General features: G+C 41.6%; 12 protein-coding genes and 2 pseudogenes. 6 read left to right on the plus strand and 8 right to left on the minus strand.

All coding sequences use genetic code 11. The annotated features are described in order from the left end of the window. Positions 1-18 precede the first annotated feature (18 nt). From NSTCB13_RS15005 to NSTCB13_RS15020, 4 genes are all read right to left on the minus strand, one after another. Positions 19-777, minus strand: a complete 759-nt coding sequence (locus tag NSTCB13_RS15005) for a DUF5050 domain-containing protein (protein WP_448272829.1) — start codon at positions 775-777, stop codon at positions 19-21. Further along, positions 746-3,154, minus strand: a complete 2,409-nt coding sequence (locus NSTCB13_RS15010) for a DUF4347 domain-containing protein (RefSeq protein ID WP_448272830.1) — start codon at positions 3,152-3,154, stop codon at positions 746-748. The genes NSTCB13_RS15005 and NSTCB13_RS15010 overlap by 32 nt, the downstream gene beginning before the upstream one ends. A 762-nt stretch (positions 3,155-3,916) precedes the next feature. Next, positions 3,917-5,404, minus strand: a complete 1,488-nt coding sequence (locus NSTCB13_RS15015) for an SIMPL domain-containing protein (protein WP_448272831.1) — start codon at positions 5,402-5,404, stop codon at positions 3,917-3,919. Between the two features lie 205 nt (positions 5,405-5,609). Further along, positions 5,610-5,756, minus strand: coding sequence for a hypothetical protein (locus NSTCB13_RS15020; protein WP_445627872.1), 147 nt, complete (start codon positions 5,754-5,756; stop codon positions 5,610-5,612). A 250-nt stretch (positions 5,757-6,006) separates the two neighbouring features. Here NSTCB13_RS15020 and NSTCB13_RS15025 point away from each other — a divergent pair, with 250 nt between their 5' ends. The 4 genes and pseudogenes from NSTCB13_RS15025 to NSTCB13_RS15040 all read left to right on the plus strand — a co-directional run bounded on the left by NSTCB13_RS15025 (position 6,007) and on the right by NSTCB13_RS15040 (position 10,226). Then, positions 6,007-6,510, plus strand: a complete 504-nt coding sequence (locus tag NSTCB13_RS15025) for a cytochrome b/b6 domain-containing protein (protein ID WP_448272832.1) — start codon at positions 6,007-6,009, stop codon at positions 6,508-6,510. A 227-nt stretch (positions 6,511-6,737) separates the two neighbouring features. Beyond that, a complete protein-coding gene (locus NSTCB13_RS15030; protein ID WP_448272833.1) occupies positions 6,738-8,171 on the plus strand; it encodes a bifunctional orotidine-5'-phosphate decarboxylase/orotate phosphoribosyltransferase in 1,434 nt (477 codons plus the stop codon). A gap of 120 nt (positions 8,172-8,291) precedes the next feature. Further along, positions 8,292-9,392, plus strand: a complete 1,101-nt coding sequence (locus NSTCB13_RS15035) for an AI-2E family transporter (RefSeq protein WP_448272834.1) — start codon at positions 8,292-8,294, stop codon at positions 9,390-9,392. 119 nt (positions 9,393-9,511) lie between these two features. Next, positions 9,512-10,226: pseudogene (locus tag NSTCB13_RS15040) on the plus strand (serine/threonine protein kinase). Between the two features lie 580 nt (positions 10,227-10,806). Here the strand turns inward: NSTCB13_RS15040 and NSTCB13_RS15045 are convergent. Together NSTCB13_RS15045 and NSTCB13_RS15050 are read right to left on the minus strand one after the other, a co-directional pair. Further along, positions 10,807-11,181: a DUF5615 family PIN-like protein gene (locus NSTCB13_RS15045; RefSeq protein ID WP_448272835.1), complete on the minus strand. Its 375-nt coding sequence runs from the start codon at positions 11,179-11,181 to the stop codon at positions 10,807-10,809. Then, positions 11,178-11,468 (minus strand): DUF433 domain-containing protein, encoded by a 291-nt coding sequence (locus NSTCB13_RS15050; RefSeq protein ID WP_094347923.1) that lies wholly within the window; start codon positions 11,466-11,468, stop codon positions 11,178-11,180. The genes NSTCB13_RS15045 and NSTCB13_RS15050 overlap by 4 nt, the downstream gene beginning before the upstream one ends. A 252-nt stretch (positions 11,469-11,720) precedes the next feature. On the opposite strand from NSTCB13_RS15050, the gene NSTCB13_RS15055 reads away from it, so the two are divergent. Both NSTCB13_RS15055 and NSTCB13_RS15060 read left to right on the plus strand, forming a co-directional pair. Then, positions 11,721-13,631 carry a GTPase family protein gene (locus NSTCB13_RS15055; RefSeq protein WP_448272837.1) on the plus strand — a complete coding sequence of 637 codons (1,911 nt, stop codon included), beginning with the start codon at positions 11,721-11,723 and terminating at the stop codon, positions 13,629-13,631. 321 nt (positions 13,632-13,952) lie between these two features. Further along, positions 13,953-15,633: pseudogene (locus NSTCB13_RS15060) on the plus strand (response regulator); the annotation flags it as partial. Positions 15,634-16,005: 372 nt separating this feature from the next. Here the strand turns inward: NSTCB13_RS15060 and NSTCB13_RS15065 are convergent. Then, the gene (locus NSTCB13_RS15065; RefSeq protein WP_445627863.1) at positions 16,006-16,278 is read right to left on the minus strand and encodes a type II toxin-antitoxin system RelE family toxin; all 273 of its coding nucleotides are present in this window, start codon (positions 16,276-16,278) and stop codon (positions 16,006-16,008) included. Then, positions 16,265-16,477, minus strand: a complete 213-nt coding sequence (locus tag NSTCB13_RS15070) for a hypothetical protein (protein ID WP_445627862.1) — start codon at positions 16,475-16,477, stop codon at positions 16,265-16,267. Before NSTCB13_RS15070 ends, NSTCB13_RS15065 begins: the two co-directional genes overlap by 14 nt. Between the last annotated feature and the right edge of the window lie 9 nt (positions 16,478-16,486).

The raw sequence follows: 16,486 nt of genomic DNA on the forward strand, positions 1-16,486 counted from the left end.
GAAGTATTTTCTGGGAAGTTAAATACCCAAAGTGTTCGGAGTACCAGTATTAGGATCAATTCTCCACATTTGTGTACCATTTATACCGTCATCAGCAATAAAGTTAAGAGTGTTATCTATCACTGTCAGATTATGAGGATTGGAAGAGCCAATCCCAGGATTAATGTCTTTTACCTGTTGCGGATAGCTATTAGCAACAATTCTCCACAACTCTGTCCCACTGTAACCATCATTGGCAGTAAAGTAGAGGCTATTACCCACAACTGTGAAATTATTGGGATTAGAAGCACCATTCTGGTAATTAATGTTGAGGTTGATGGGGTTGCCAGTCGTGGAGTTCATCATCCACAGTTCAGTGCCATTCATCTCTTCCGATGCAGTGAAGTAAAGGCTATCTCCTAGAGTTGTGAAGTTGCTGGTATTGGACAGACCACCAGGAACACTTAAGGGCTGTGGATAGCCATTTTGGTTTATTTTCCACAACTGGCTGACATTGTAATTATCTGTGGCGACAAAGTAGAGAATGTTATTTACGACTGTGAAGTTGCGGGGATTGGAGGAGGCACTACCGGGATTAATGTCTTGTACCTGTTGTGGATAGCCATTGGCATCAATTTTCCACAGTTCTGTGCCATTGTAACCATTGTTGGCGGTAAAGTAGAGGCTATTACCTAGAACAGTGAAATTGCTGGGATTTGATGAGGCACTACCGGGATTAATGTTGAGGTTGATCGGATTGCCATTGTTAGGGGTCAATCGTCCACAGTTCAGTGCCATTCATCCCCTCCGATGCAGTGAAGTAGAGCCGATTGTTTAGTACTGTGATGTTGCTGTTATTGGGCAGACCACCAGGAACACTTAAGGGCTGTGGATAGCCATTTTGGTCTATTTTCCACAACTGGCTGACATTGTAATTATCTGTGGCGACAAAGTAGAGAATGTTATTTACAACTGTGAAGTTGCGGGGATTGGAGGAGGCACTACCGGGATTAATGTCTTGTACCTGTTGTGGATAGCCATTGGCATCAATTTTCCACAGTTCTGTGCCATTGTAACCATTGTTGGCGGTAAAGTAGAGGCTATTACCTAGAACAGTGAAATTGCTGGGATTTGATGAGGCACTACCGGGATTAATGTTGAGGTTGATCGGATTGCCATTGTTAGGGTCAATCGTCCACAGTTCAGTGCCATTCATCCCCTCCGATGCAGTGAAGTAGAGCCGATTGTTTAGTACTGTGATGTTGCTGTTATTGGGCAGACCACCAGGAACACTTAAGGGCTGTGGATAGCCATTTTGGTCTATTTTCCACAACTGGCTGACATTGTAATTATCTGTGGCGACAAAGTAGAGAATGTTATTTACAACTGTGAAGTTGCGGGGATTGGAGGAGGCACTACCGGGATTAATGTCTTGTACCTGTTGTGGATAGCCATTGGCATCAATTTTCCACAGTTCTGTGCCATTGTAACCATTGTTGGCGGTAAAGTAGAGGCTATTACCTAGAACAGTGAAATTGCTGGGATTTGATGAGGCACTACCGGGATTAATGTTGAGGTTGATCGGATTGCCATTGTTAGGGTCAATCGTCCACAGTTCAGTGCCATTCATCCCCTCCGATGCAGTGAAGTAGAGCCGATTGTTTAGTACTGTGATGTTGCTGTTATTGGGCAGACCACCAGGAACACTTAAGGGCTGTGGATAGCCATTTTGGTCTATTTTCCACAACTGGCTGACATTGTAATTATCTGTGGCGACAAAGTAGAGAATGTTATTTACGACTGTGAAGTTGCGGGGATTGGAGGAGGCACTACCGGGATTAATGTCTTGTACCTGTTGTGGATAGCCATTGGCATCAATTTTCCACAGTTCTGTGCCATTGTAACCATTGTTGGCGGTAAAGTAGAGGCTATTACCTAGAACAGTGAAATTGCTGGGATTTGATGAGGCACTACCGGGATTAATGTTGAGGTTGATCGGATTGCCATTGTTAGGGTCAATCGTCCACAGTTCAGTGCCATTCATCCCCTCCGATGCAGTGAAGTAGAGCCGATTGTTTAGTACTGTGATGTTGCTGTTATTGGGCAGACCACCAGGAACACTTAAGGGCTGTGGATAGCCATTTTGGTCTATTTTCCACAACTGGCTGACATTGTAATTATCTGTGGCGACAAAGTAGAGAATGTTATTTACGACTGTGAAGTTGCGGGGATTGGAGGAGGCACTACCGGGATTAATGTCTTGTACCTGTTGTGGATAGCCATTGGCATCAATTTTCCACAGTTCTGTGCCATTGTAACCATTGTTGGCGGTAAAGTAGAGGCTATTACCTAGAACAGTGAAATTGCTGGGATTTGAGGAGGCACTACCGGGATTAATGTCTTGTACCTGTTGTGGATAGCCATTGGCATCAATTTTCCACAGTTCTGTGCCATTGTAACCATTGTTGGCGGTAAAGTAGAGGCTATTACCTAGAACAGTGAAATTGCTGGGATTTGAGGAGGCACTACCGGGATTAATGTCTGCGACTAGTACCGGATTGCCAGTGTTGGCATCAATTCTCCACAGTTCTGTGCCATTGATATTGTCGTAGGTGGTAAAATAACTGGTATTGCCCACCACTATAGGGTTAGACTGTTCAAACACTGTAGGATAACTTTCCATTACAGATGGAAGAAATGCTGGACAAAATTCTACTGCTCCTAAATTTTTGTCTAGTTCCCAGTTTCCATTAAGTGCTGCATTTCCAATTGGTGTTGTAGATGCAGCGATCGCTGCACCTGTAAAGTAGTGAAGTTTTGTAAGGAATTCCTCTCCTGCATCACCCATGGCCACATTACAGCCGTAAAGAAACAGGGATGGGGTGAACCAAGCCTTCAGGTGTTCGGAGTAGCGATCCAGAGTGCTAAGACTCAGCTTTGTGTTTCCCAGATAAAGAGTTCCTGGGGCACCGTGAGAAACAATGTGAACGCTAGTGAAGCGAACTTGTCCTTGTAAAGCTGCGGTGATTTGCTCAACACCATCCTGCTGGGAAGTGAGGACAATTACTTCTGCTTGTGGTATTACACCTTTAATTAGGTGTTGGGAATTTTCTATAGCAGAATCAATGAAGACAATAATTTGGTTAGAATCGACACGCAATTGTTGATTATCCATTTCAGTTTTTATGCTCGATATTGGTGTACTAAAGACAGTTCATAAAATGAATTTTTCGACTGTGAGGCGGCAGCATAATGCGATTCAGAATAGACTACATAGCAGCTTTATTCATTTTTCAAAGATGCTTGTAATCCTTACTCAAATTATGATAATAGTCATATTTTGTAAGTAAGATGATCATAAGAAGACTAAAACAGGAACTCTAACAAGGCATATTTCAAGAAGATTTTGGCGATAAGAGTTTTATATAGCCTGACTTGTTATACTTTGATCCCATTTTTGTTAGTTTAGTAGTCTTAAGTCATCTGGATGATTACTGAAATATTGTTTAAAGGAATTATAAAAAGTCTGAAGGCAGTTAGTAGGAGAAATTCTGATGAGGCACAACCGAGCAATGTCACACTTACTTCAAAAGCTTATAAATCAACCTAATTTTTTTATCTGCTCAGCTTTGTATTTTTTTATACTATTAAATTTAATTGCTCTGTGCTTTTACTTATAAAACGGACAGAATTGAGAACTATAACTTTAACGTGAGTTCGACGGCTCTAAAAACCCCTCACCAAACCTCTCCCAGACAGCCTCTCTTTCCTAAAAGGCGAAGGAGAGTAACGAGTAAGGAGGGTTTTTGCTCCCCTCTCCTACAAGGAGAGGGGCTGGGGGAGAAGTCAAAATAGCACTCGTCGAACTCACGTTAACCGAACGGTATTGGGCGCGGTGTAGTCCGCCACGTGCTTGTGAAACTTGCATAAGTCCTGATTAAGCAAATTGCTGCAACCCATTAAGAGGTAGATCGAGAATCACTGCTGAATTTGGAGAATAACCAATATCGAGAGAAACACTAGCTTTTACCGTCTGAGAACCACCAATTATAGGAGTTGTAGAAACCCTATCTGCTGTTAGATTAGACACGAAGGGAGATGGTCTAGGATTGTCATTTGAGTTGATATCAATGTCAATAATCTGTCCGGGGGTTAACTGCAAGGTACTAAAAACAGCCTGAGCCTGAGCTTTAGCATCTTTAACAGCTTCGCTGAGAACTTGCAGGCGTGCCTGCTGCAATACTTCATCTGAGGCAGTGAAGCTGATATTCTGTATGACATTTGCGCCTGCTTGAATAGCTTTGTCAATTGCTGCCCCAGATTGATTTGTTGGTAACTCAAACTCAAGTGTGTTCAGGCCTTCAAAACCTGTTAGAGTTTGAGTACTATTTTCATAACTATAGACAGGATTTAGTTGAATAGATGTAGTTTGAAGTTCTTGCGCCCCAAGCTTTTGCAGTACATCAACTACCGCTGTTGAACGTTGAGCAACAAGTTGTTGAACTTCGGTTGCAGTTTTTCCTTGTACTTTAATCCCCAATTCTACATCAGTTAAAGTGGTAGCAACATTGACCTCTCCTTGACCAGTAACTTCCAATATCTGAGGAGTTTTTGGAGTAGTGCTACCAATTAAGGGATCGGCGATCGCAACACCCAAATTTCTCACATCGATGAGATTATTAGCAGCCGAAGCAAGAGTCCCTGCTGAATTTGGAGAATAACCGATATCGAGAGAAACGCTAGCTTTTACCGTCTGAGGACTACCAATTATAGGAGTTGTACTAGCTGTTGCAAAAGTCCTATCTGCTGTTAGATTAGACACGAAGGGAGATGGTCTAGGATTGTCATTTGAGTTGATATCAATGTCAATAATCTGTCCGGGGGTTAACTGCAAGGTACTAAAAACAGCCTGAGCCTGAGCTTTAGCATCTTTAACAGCTTCGCTGAGAACTTGCAGGCGTGCCTGCTGCAATACTTCATCTGAGGCAGTGAAGCTGATATTCTGTATGACATTTGCGCCTGCTTGAATAGCTTTGTCAATTGCTGCCCCAGATTGATTTGTTGGTAACTCAAACTCAAATGTGTTCAGGCCTTCAAAGCCTGTTAGAGTTTGAGTACTATTTTCATAACTATAGACAGGATTTAGTTGAATAGATGTAGTTTGAAGTTCTTGCGCCCCAAGCTTTTGCAGTACATCAACTACCGCTGTTGAACGTTGAGCAACAAGTTGTTGAACTTCGGTTGCAGTCTTTCCTTGTACTTTAATCCCCAATTCTACATCAGTTAAAGTGGTAGCAACATTGACCTCTCCTTGACCAGTAACTTCCAATATCTGAGGAGTTTTTGGAGTAGTGCTACCAATTAAGGGATCGGCGATCGCAACACCCAAATTTCTCACATCGATGAGATTATCTGTGTTAGCCATCTTATTCTCCTTGCTTAAATGATGTTTGATACCTGTTGATGTTTTAATCTTAAATGATGTCTAAAAAGTAAACCGCGTTTATCACCAATAGACCTCTTGCAAAAGTGCTTTTTGCACTCTTGGGGGAAAAGGTTAAAGGGGAAGGGGACTTTTGCAGAACCTTTTCCCCTTTCCCCTGCCCCTTTTCCCGACTTATGCAAGAAGTCTAATACATACTGGATAAAAAACGCTCTCGCATTCGCCAGCCAAAATGCGATCGTTTGACAACTCTAGGGTCGTCAGAAAACCCCATTCCACCAAAAAAGAGCAATCCTGTACTGCTGCGCTGCTGATTTAGGTATTGGATTGACATCGGTCTACTGGTAATCAAACAGCAGATGGTAGACCATTAATCCCAAAATACTGAATCTAAATGATGGGAAAATAAAAGTGAGTAATACTCACCCAAACTTGCTGGGCTATTTACCTAAGACAGATAAACAACAAATTTTATCAGTCAAAATTTATGACTTCCAACGTTCCCTCTCCAACTCGAAAGCGACCCCACTCAAGCAATAGGAGCCAAAATTTTCCACTGGTGTAACATCATTAGTCTATTTATCATGCTCACCAGTGGACTACAAATTTACAACGCTAACCCTGTTTTTGGTGGACGCGCAGGTTTGCACATTCCTTTGATATTTACTTTAGGAGGTTGGCTTGCAGGAGGTAGACACTGGCATTTTGCAGCAATGTGGCTATTCTCGCTGAACCTGTTGTGGTATGGAATTTACATTTTAATTACCCGACGCTGGCGACATCGCTTTGTCAGTGCTAATGACTTGAAAGCATTACAAAAAACTCAAAATTCCCAACGCCTAATTTATGCTTGGCATCGAATTGCTTATACAGCAATTATTCCTATTTTGCTGCTGGCATTATTTACAGGGATAGGAATGTATAAACCTGCTCAATTTTCCTGGATTGTGGATTGTTTTGGCGATTGGCAAGCATTGCGAATTGTTCACTTTGCCTCAGTGCCGATGGTTATCTTATTTGCAATAATTCACTATCAATTAGGACGTAAGGCGGGTGGAACCGAATTAACAGAATCAATGTTTTACTAACTAAACTATGACCAATGACTAATGACCAATACTTCTCTACGAGAGGCTGCGCCAACGGCTTCGCTCAGTACAAGTGACAAATGACCAATGACCAATGACAAATAACAAATGACCAATGACCAATACTTCTCTACGAGAGGCTGCGCCAATGACTACGCGGTAGTTGAGCGCAGTCGAAACTCAGTACAAGTGACCAATGACAAATAACAAATGACTTTTTAAAAAAAATGAACTTTTTTGATAAATTGAATAGAAATATCTTACAAAATCAAAGCTTGTTATTTGTAGGACTCGATCCAAATCCAGAGATGATGCCTAAACGTTATGAATCTGAAGAACTGATTGCTGGTTTGGAAAAGTGGTTACAATTCATTATTGCGGAAACTTCTGATTTCGTTTGTGCTTATAAACCGACACTTGGCTTTTACGAAGCATTAGGTATTCCTGGTTTAGAACTACTGTACAAAACTTTAGCAGCTATTCCAGCCCATATCCCAGTGATTTTAGATGCCAAACACAGTGACTTAAATACTAGTAGCATCTTTGCCCAGACTGTGTTTACCAAATGGCAAGTGGACGCAATCACTCTCAGCCCTTATACAGGACAAGATCACGTAGCACCTTTTTTAGTCTATCCTGATAAAGCGGTGTTTATTTTATGCTGTACTTCTAATCCAGGTGCAGAAGCTCTACAGCAATATCCGACAAACGAATCACCCCTTTATTTACAGGTAGTAAAAGAATCAAAAACCTGGGGAACTCCAGAACAATTGGGTTTGGAAGTGGGAACTACAAATCCTGAAGTTTTAGCACTTATTCGAGCAGTTGCACCCGAACGAATTATTATGGCGCGTAGCATCTGGGCGGAGGCTCAAAACCTGAAACAAATTTTAGAAGCTGGCTTGAATAGTAATGGTGATGGTTTACTGATTCCTGTTCCTCAAGATATGTTGGTAAATATCGAATTATCAAAAGAAGTCCAGTCACTACGTGCAGAAATCAATCAAATCAAAACTGAAATTATTTACGAAAATTCTACTTGTTCTGTGTGGTTTCCTGATGTTTGTTTTCTAAATCAGCACCCACACCAAGATTTGATTTTACAACTTTATGATATTGACTGCATTATGTTTGGCAGCTTTGTCCAAGCATCAGGAGCGATATTTCCTTATTACATCGACTTACGCAAAATTATTTCCAATCCCCAAGTTTTTAATCAAGTTCTCACAGCTTATGAGAATATTTTGAAGAATCTGGATTTTGATAGATTAGCAGGTATTCCCTATGGTTCATTACCTACTGCGACTGGTTTAGCTTTGCGCCTTCATTGTCCGATGATTTTCCCGCGTAAAGAGGTGAAAGCACACGGAACTCGGAGAGTAATTGAGGGTAACTTTCATGCTGGTGAAACAGTTGTAGTGGTTGACGATATTCTCATTAGCGGCAAAAGTGTCATGGAAGGGGCAGGAAAGTTGGAATCAGCTGGATTAAATGTTAATGATATTGTGGTATTTATCGATCACGAACAAGGAGTGAAAGATAGGTTACAGCAAAATGGTTATCGTAGCCATGCGGTTTTAACTATTTCGGAAATTACTAATACTCTCTATCAAGCAGGGCGAATAAATGAGGAACAATTTTTAGCTTTCGCTGAAAGTTAATCATTTCAATCATGGGAAGTGGAGAATCTGGAAATATTTTTCTTGTCTACTTCCTGTTGAGCAGATTTAATTACTCGGTTCAATCTAGTAACTAAAATAATTTTTGCTTTGAAATTAATTATGAATTTTCCTCTGAATCAACTACTTAGATGGTTAATTTTTACTTTGTTATTTCCTCTAGTCTTTCTCAATGGTTGGCTAGCATTTTTGCTGATTAAAAACTTTCAACCTGTCGTCACAATTCTTGTTTTGGCTATTTTGCTTGCATTCGTTTTAAACTATCCTGTTTCAATTCTCCAGCAGCGGAAAGTTAAACGCAGCTATGCAGTAGCATTAGTTTTTATATTAGCCTTAGTAATTGTTGTGGCTTTGGGTATCACTTTATTGCCCATTGTTTTAGAGCAATTTAATGAAATGGTTAAAGTCTTTCCGCAATGGATTGATTCTAGCGAAGAAAAACTTCAAATTCTCAATAATTGGTTTTTTAAACATAAATTAAATGTAAATTTAAGTCAGTTGTTAGCACAAATTACTGACCAATTACCTAATGAAATAGAGTTTATTTCAGATAAACTTTTAAGTATTATCAGAGATACAATTGATAGTATTTCTGAGGCGTTAATCACAGTAGTACTGACTTTTTACTTATTATTGGATGGGCCAAGAATTTGGGAGGCGATATTTAAGAAGTTACCTGGAAATAGTGCCCAGCAGATCGCCCAGTCTATTCAGCAAAACTTTCAAAATTACTTAATTGGTCAGGTAAGTTTGGCTTTGTTGATGGGTGTTTCAATAACATTATTGTTTTTAGCTTTTCAAGTCCAATTTGGTTTACTCTTTGGTTTGGGAGTCGGACTTTTGAGCTTAATTCCCTTTGGTGATGTCGTCAGTTTGGTTTTGATAACTTTAATAATAGCGTCACATGACTTTTGGCTAGCAGCTAAGGTTTTTGCGGTAGCTGTTGTTATCGATCAGTTAATCGATCAGGCGATCGCACCCCGTCTTTTAGGCAAATTTACTGGCATTAGACCAATATGGGTATTAATTGCTCTGCTTGTAGGAACCAATGTTGGCGGAGTCTTGGGTTTGCTAGTTGCGGTACCTGTAGCTGGTTTTATCAAAGATGTAGCAGATGGTTTTTCTAAATCTGTTAATTCTGATAACCTGGGTGAGGGTGAAGCAGGATCGGAATTGTTGGTCGAAAAATCAATATCGCAATGAGTTGTGGATAAAAATTGCCATCTCTACTGTTAACGGCAAGTTGCAACGGAATCATTTAGGTCGTAATTCACTCAAGTCAACCTTATTCCCAAACCTCGTAAATTGGCTAAGGAATTAATATGGACAAATTGCCCCTAAAACTGTTAGTCAAAAACATTTATCAAGAACTACTGCCTAAATTACAGATTGAAAGTGTCAATCCCTGCGATCCAATTAAGGTCAGCTATCTTCCACAACCTTGGCGGCTACTTGGCAAAGGAAACTACGCCGCAGTAGTTTATCACCCTGATTCCCCTGACTATGTAGTTAAGATTTATGCCCCAGGGACGGCCAGGCTTTGAAGAGGAAGTAGAAGTTTACCATCGTCTAGGTTATCATCCAGCGTTTTCTGAGTGTTTCTACGCCAAGGATGGGTTTTTAGTCTTGAAACGGCTTTATGGAACAACTCTCTACGATTGTATGCACTTTGGTTTACTAATTCCCAAGCAGGTAATAAAGGACATCGATGAAGCCCTTGACTATGCACGAAGTCGTGGACTCCACCCTCATGATGTCCACGGGCGTAATGTCATGATGTACCAAGGCAGAGGATTAGTCGTAGATATATCAGATTTCCTGCATCAAGAAGCTTGCTCAAAGTGGAATGACCTAAAAAAGGCTTACTACTGGTTATATCTGCCCGTGTTTTACCCACTGCGACTGCGCGTACCACACTCTATCTTAGATATCGTCCGCAAATTTTATCGTCTGGGAACTTCTGTTAAAACTTTTTGCTGCCAACTATCCCTAAAATTAACTAATATTAAGTATTTAAATAAGTATTTAAAACGTTAAGAGCGATGGATAGACAACTTTTGTGCGATCGCTTCAAGGATATGTTTATTAAGATAGCAGTCTTATCAATAAAGCCTAGTATTAATTAAAACGCTGACAGTGGTCTAATATCATGTCCGGTTGAAGACTTATCATTTAAAGGGCAGGGGGCAGGGGGCAGGGAGCAGGGGGAAAGAGACTTTTGGGATTTTTGCACAGATACGGTAATCAGAAGTGATTAGCCGGACATGATATAAGCTCGACTTTATCCATTTTTTTCGCAACGCGCTCGCTTAAGCTGAAACCTTTGTAGGACAGTAGTTTTACTTTTTTAACTTCATCGATAATCTGTGACGTTGAAAAAGTATTTGCCGAAAAGCTAAGGTTTTTGCCGGATAAAGAAAACCGAGTTCTTAATTTTGGATAAAGTCGAGATAAGAGGATGTTTGAAAAGTTATGATTGATGTATCAAATATTTTTACCCCACCCTAACCCTCCCCTTGTAAAGGGGAGGGAACTGGATTTTTCAGTTTCCCCCCAATGCATCGGGGGGATTAAGGGGGGTAATTAAAATCACAGTCAACCACTTTTCAAACAACCTCTAAGAGCTTTTATCAATATAAGCACTCAAAAATACTAGTTGGTTTACCATCTCCTCAGCCGAACGAGTAGCAACCAACTTGAGCAACCCTTGTAACTGTTGCCCTACTGAATAGCGTTGTTGCTGCAACAAGATAATGCCAGCATGATTTCTTTCTGTGGCTAAAAACTCGTTATGTAAGCAGCAAAAGTCTCTTCGGTTGTAGCTATAGATAACACGCCCTTGCTCTGTTGCCCAAATTAGCTGCTCATCATCAGAATAGCTCTGCCTGCTCACATCGGCCACTGTCACAACATCTAAGTTTGCATTACAGAAATCTTTGATTAGGGACTTCTCAACACTGTCCTCATCTAAATACAAACGAATTTGGCTCACTGTCTCTTCGCCGTGTACTCAGCTTCCAAACGGTCGTATTCTTCAATTTCTGCGGCAATCTCCGTGTCAATTACTTCCTGGTTAGCATAGTAGTAAGCTAGCGCTGCATAAACTTGTGCCAACATTAGCTGTGGTCTTTGGACAACTATCTCTTCCGGTTTCATGCCTGCGTTGAAATCGATCGCAATATTATGTACCGTAATCCGGTGTCCCGCAATCCGAGGGCGACCACCACAGGTTCCGGGTGTGCTGACAATCAGCGTGCCAATGTCGGTAATTGTTTGCATAGCTTGTTTACTAAATTTTGCTCTCATAAACAACTGAGCAATTTTAAACTTCTTCTAATCTAGAAATATAAATATCCAGTTGTTTATTTAGCTACCTACAGCAAAATAAAACATTTATCCCTAATAATTAGGAGTCTACCATTAATCCCAGAATACCAAACATCCTGCCTGCATTAGAGACGATAGACTTTTTATAAGAGTAATTTTGACAAAAACTCGAATTTCCCAACATTTCAAAGCAGGTATGGGGCAATGGTGCGGTTAAAACTTTGGCAGTGGGTCGTTTTAGCAATTCCGATCGCGTTTATCATCATTTTCTTACTGGTGTCTGCCGGTTCACAAATTCACGCGTGGGGCATTAATTGGATTTGGGGTGTATTCACCGTTTTATTTGTTGGTTGGCGTTGGCTGCTAGTCAAATGGACTCAACCAGCTGTTAACCAAGTGGAAGCTGTATTAACTCAAGTCCGTGAAGAACTGGAATCGACAGCAGAGGATACAGCAAAGCTACCTGTGGGAAGTGACACCACAAAACTTGCAGAAACCGCCCTTCAAGAAATTCTCCAAGCAGCACAAAGCGATCGCCCAATTTGGGAAGACTGGCAAACTTTTTGGACGCGATGCCAGGATTTAGTCGTAGCGATCGCTCGTATCTACAATCCTGAAGTTCAATATCCCCTGTTGAATATTTACGTCCCCCAAGCTTACGGGCTGATTCGGGGAACGGTGGATGATATGGATAAGTGGATGCAAAAGTTATCCCCGATCCTCAATCAGGTGACGGTTGGACAAGCATACCAAGGATATGAAGTCTACCGAAAGTTGGAACCATCGGCTCGGAAATTCTGGAAAGCTTGGAACTGGGCACAGTGGATCTTAAATCCGGTGGCGGCGGTGGCAAAACAAGCTAGTCAGGGTTCTAGTAACCAAGCAACTCAGCAATTATTGGGGAATTTGAGCCAGTTATTCCGGGAAGCTGCTTTGAGAAACTTATGCCGACAAGCGATCGCACTTTACGGACGTAGCACCTTACCAGTTACAGCAACCGTAGTTTCCACGCCAACTTTACCCCAGGCAAAAACTCAAACACTCCGAGACATCCTGACTCAAGCTCAACCAGCCGAGGCGGTTGAGCAAAAACCCGTGAATATTCTGCTGGTGGGGCGCACCGGATCGGGAAAAAGTAGCCTGATTAATACGCTATTTCAGGCGGATCTCGCAGCCGTCGATGTTTTACCCAGTACCGATCGCATTCAGAATTATCAATGGCAAACTGAAAGTGGTGAAACTCTGACGCTTTTGGATACACCTGGTTACGAACAAGTCAACCGTGCCGAACTCCGAAACTTGGTGCTTGATTATGCCATCAATTCAGATTTGCTGTTGTTAGCCACCCCTGCCCTCGATCCTGCCCTGCAAATGGATGTGGACTTTTTGCAAGCCATCAAAGCAGAAATTGCAGATTTACCTGCGATCGCGATCGTTACTCAGGTAGACCGGCTGCGTCCCATCCGCGAATGGCAACCGCCTTATGATTGGGAATGGGGCGATCGTCCCAAAGAATTTGCCATTAGAGAAGCCACTGAATATCGCGCTAAATTGCTAGGAAACTTCTGTAATCTAGTTTTACCCGTGGTTACAAGTGACAGCAAAACAAATCGAGTTGCCTGGGGAGTAGAAGCGCTATCGTTGGGATTAGTGGATGCGATCGCACCTACCAAGCAACTCCGTCTCGCCCGCTTTTTGCGCAACCTAGAAACTCGCATCGTCGCCGCCGCCAAAATCATTGACCACTACACCTTCCAAATGACGACAACACAAGGATTAACGGCATTGCTCAAAAGTCCCGTCCTTCAGTTTGTTTCTACCCTCTCAACTGGATCTCCAGCCCTAGCGTATATGCTGGCAAAGCAAATTCCTGTGGAACAGTTGCCGATTGTCATTGGCAAACTGCAAATGGGATATGAGCTTTTCTCACTCTTCAACCCCAACTCGGTCAACTTTGAGTTGCTAGCCCTTTGGCCGCTACTGCTGGAAAATTCCGCTGCACCCGATCGCAATGCCTGGGCATTTGGTCACGCTCTAGTGGAATACTGGACTCAAAATCTGACAGTTGAACAACTCCGGGAGCGATTTGAGTATTATTTAGCGATCGCCAAATAATTTGCCTGCGATGGCCATGTCTACGAGGGATTGTGACGCATCTTCGATTTTCTTGCAAATACTACGTCTAAATAACGAGTTTAAGCTGTTACGTAATCACCGTAGATTAAACGCCAAAAGTTGCATTAATAAATCAAAGAAAATTACGAATATTTACTTAGCAATTTTGAGGAATTTCATCCTATATAAGGAAAAGTAAAAATGCGGGAACAGATTGTAATCTCAAGATCGAGGTTAAGATTACGATTAAGAGTAGGTGTCTACTGAACCTACCCGCTTTACCTAAGTTTTTATACAGATATCTTTTTGTTCGGAGTTTTTATGAAAAATATACTACAAACCTCCATCTCTCAAGAACAGAATTTAGATCCGAGCTATAGCATTTCCTCTTACAACAGGCTGCTTGCCGTTGTGAAGGATTTGGCTTGTGTGCGGACTATTGAAGAAATTATTGAGATTGTGCGTTTGGCTGCTCGCGATCTCACAAATGCTGATGGAGTAACTTTTGTATTGCGGGATGGTGAATGTTGCCACTATGTCGATGAAAACGCCATTGGCCCGCTTTGGAAAGGTATGCGTTTTCCCCTTAAGTCTTGCATCTCCGGTTGGGCAATGCTGAATAAAAAAGCAGCCGTAATTGAGGACATTTACCAGGATGCGCGAATTCCGATTGAGGCGTACAAGGTAACTTTTGTTAAAAGTTTAGTGATGGTTCCCATTCGGGTTTCCGATCCCATGGGTGCGATTGGAGCCTACTGGAGTACACAACACCTAGCCACGCCCCAAGAGATCGGAATGCTGGAGACTTTAACCGATACTACAGCAGTTGCGATCGCTAACGTGCAACTTTTCCAGAAACTAACGAACCAAAATGCCCTAAAAGACAAATTTATTGCCATGCTGGCTCACGAACTGAGGAATCCCGTTGCCCCCATCTCCAACGGCGTTCAGCTACTAAAGTTAAAGCTAGGACAGACTGGCGCAGTTGGGGAAACAGTTTTAATGATGCAAAACCAGATTAAGCATCTCTCGAAATTGATCGATGAGTTACTTGATGTGTCGTCCATCACTTATGGGAAGATTTCATTAAACCTTGAGAAGGTTAATCTGGTTGAATTGGTTCGCCAAAGTCTCAATGACCACGCACAAGCAATCAAGAGATGGAATCTTAACGTAGTACAAGACTTGCCAAACACGCCCGTGTGGGCTTATGTTGATTCCACTCGCTTCTTCCAAATCTTTGGGAACCTTCTTGATAACGCCTTAAAGTTTTCCCAGCCAGATGGGACGATCTGGGTAGATTTCTCAGTTATTCCAGGTGAGAATGGCTTAGGTAGTATGGCGGCCTTATCTGTAAGAGACTTAGGAATAGGGATAGACCCCGACAATATTACCAGAACTTTTCGAGCCGTTTACCCAGGCCGATCGCAGTTTAGCTCGTTCGCGGGGCGGGCTAGGTTTGGGACTTTCGGTAGTAAAAAGTCTTGTAGAACTTCATGGTGGTAATGTTGAAGCCTCAAGTAGAGGGATAAATTTGGGAGCAGAATTCAAAGTCACTCTCCCTATATGCGAAAAAATTACAGCCTCGGACAACGAACTAGAAATTACAGAGACGGCGAAAAAATCGTTGAAAATTTTAGTTATTGAAGATAACGAGGATTCAGCCGTATCATTACAAGCACTACTTGAGCATTTTGGGCATGAAGTTTCCATTGCTAAGGATGGAATTTTAGGGGTAGAAACTGCAAAGAAGCTTGAGCCTCATGTAATTATTTGTGACATCGGACTTCCCGAAATGGATGGATTCGCCGTTGCACAAGAACTGAGTAAAGACTCCAAATTTACTCGCTCAATTCTGATTGCGCTTACCGGCTACGGTAGCCAAGAGGATCGGCAGCTTGCGCTGAAGTCTGGTTTCAAATCCCACTTAACCAAGCCTGTAGACTTTGACGTACTCAAAGCAGAAATCGATCGATACTTTGATGAAGTATTATCAAGTTGACATTATCTTAACCGTCGATCTCCCCTCATAAGGCTTATTACATACGTACTTAATACAAATCCGTTGCCTTGTTTTGGAACATACGCGATCGCATAGATTGACCTCTCCCCCAGCCCTCTCCGAAGCGGAGAGGGGAGCCGGATTTCTCCCCCAACGCTAGTAGGGAAGGGGGTTAGGTCTGTGTGCAAAGTGCAAGGGTGCGATCGCGCTGATAGAATGGTTAATTAGGTGAAAAATTATTATCTTTGTACTCCTAAAGCTTGACTGCAAATGACATATATAAAATCAATAAATTGTTGTTACACAGCATTTGCCGCTTTACTGGTATTAGGGTATATATACAGTAATGACAATAGCAAGTTTTACAGTGCTTCAAGGAAAAATTCTGTAGATGTCTTTGCGGTGAGCAACTCGTTGGCAAATTAATGTTTTTGTTGCTTGATCGAGAGTAATGCCAATACGATAATCACCAACTCGAATCTTATATTTATCACTATAGCCCTTCAGCTTTTCGAGATATCCTAATTCAAATGGATTCTCTGATTCAAGTTCTTGAAAGACAATAGATTCTATCCGGCTTTGAATCTCAACTGGTAAAGTAGCAAGTTCTTTCAAGAACCTTTTGGTATATTCAACTTGCCACATTTTCTTCTTTTAGTGATTGATAATATTTTAGTGCTTCATCTTTTGATAATGGTTTTTCTTCCTCTACTTCCTCCATGAATTTTGCTAAACCATAATCCTCAAGAATTTCTTCAATCTTTTCAAATTCAGCGATAGGAATTTGTACGGCAATAGGTTGTTGATTATCATCGATAACATAGCTTTTGTGAAGTTCAAGCATTTTAATAAC

Source organism: Nostoc sp. DSM 114160, assembly GCF_053470305.1.

Coding starts and splice junctions, on each gene's coding strand:
- NSTCB13_RS15005 (WP_448272829.1), bottom strand. CDS start 777: ATGGCACTGAACTGTGGACGATTGACCCCTAACAATGGCAATCCGATC.
- NSTCB13_RS15055 (WP_448272837.1), top strand. CDS start 11,721: ATGGTGCGGTTAAAACTTTGGCAGTGGGTCGTTTTAGCAATTCCGATC.
- NSTCB13_RS15020 (WP_445627872.1), bottom strand. CDS start 5,756: ATGTCAATCCAATACCTAAATCAGCAGCGCAGCAGTACAGGATTGCTC.
- NSTCB13_RS15030 (WP_448272833.1), top strand. CDS start 6,738: ATGAACTTTTTTGATAAATTGAATAGAAATATCTTACAAAATCAAAGC.
- NSTCB13_RS15025 (WP_448272832.1), top strand. CDS start 6,007: ATGCTCACCAGTGGACTACAAATTTACAACGCTAACCCTGTTTTTGGT.
- NSTCB13_RS15070 (WP_445627862.1), bottom strand. CDS start 16,477: ATGCTTGAACTTCACAAAAGCTATGTTATCGATGATAATCAACAACCT.
- NSTCB13_RS15010 (WP_448272830.1), bottom strand. CDS start 3,154: ATGGATAATCAACAATTGCGTGTCGATTCTAACCAAATTATTGTCTTC.
- NSTCB13_RS15035 (WP_448272834.1), top strand. CDS start 8,292: ATGAATTTTCCTCTGAATCAACTACTTAGATGGTTAATTTTTACTTTG.
- NSTCB13_RS15015 (WP_448272831.1), bottom strand. CDS start 5,404: ATGGCTAACACAGATAATCTCATCGATGTGAGAAATTTGGGTGTTGCG.
- NSTCB13_RS15050 (WP_094347923.1), bottom strand. CDS start 11,468: ATGCAAACAATTACCGACATTGGCACGCTGATTGTCAGCACACCCGGA.
- NSTCB13_RS15065 (WP_445627863.1), bottom strand. CDS start 16,278: ATGTGGCAAGTTGAATATACCAAAAGGTTCTTGAAAGAACTTGCTACT.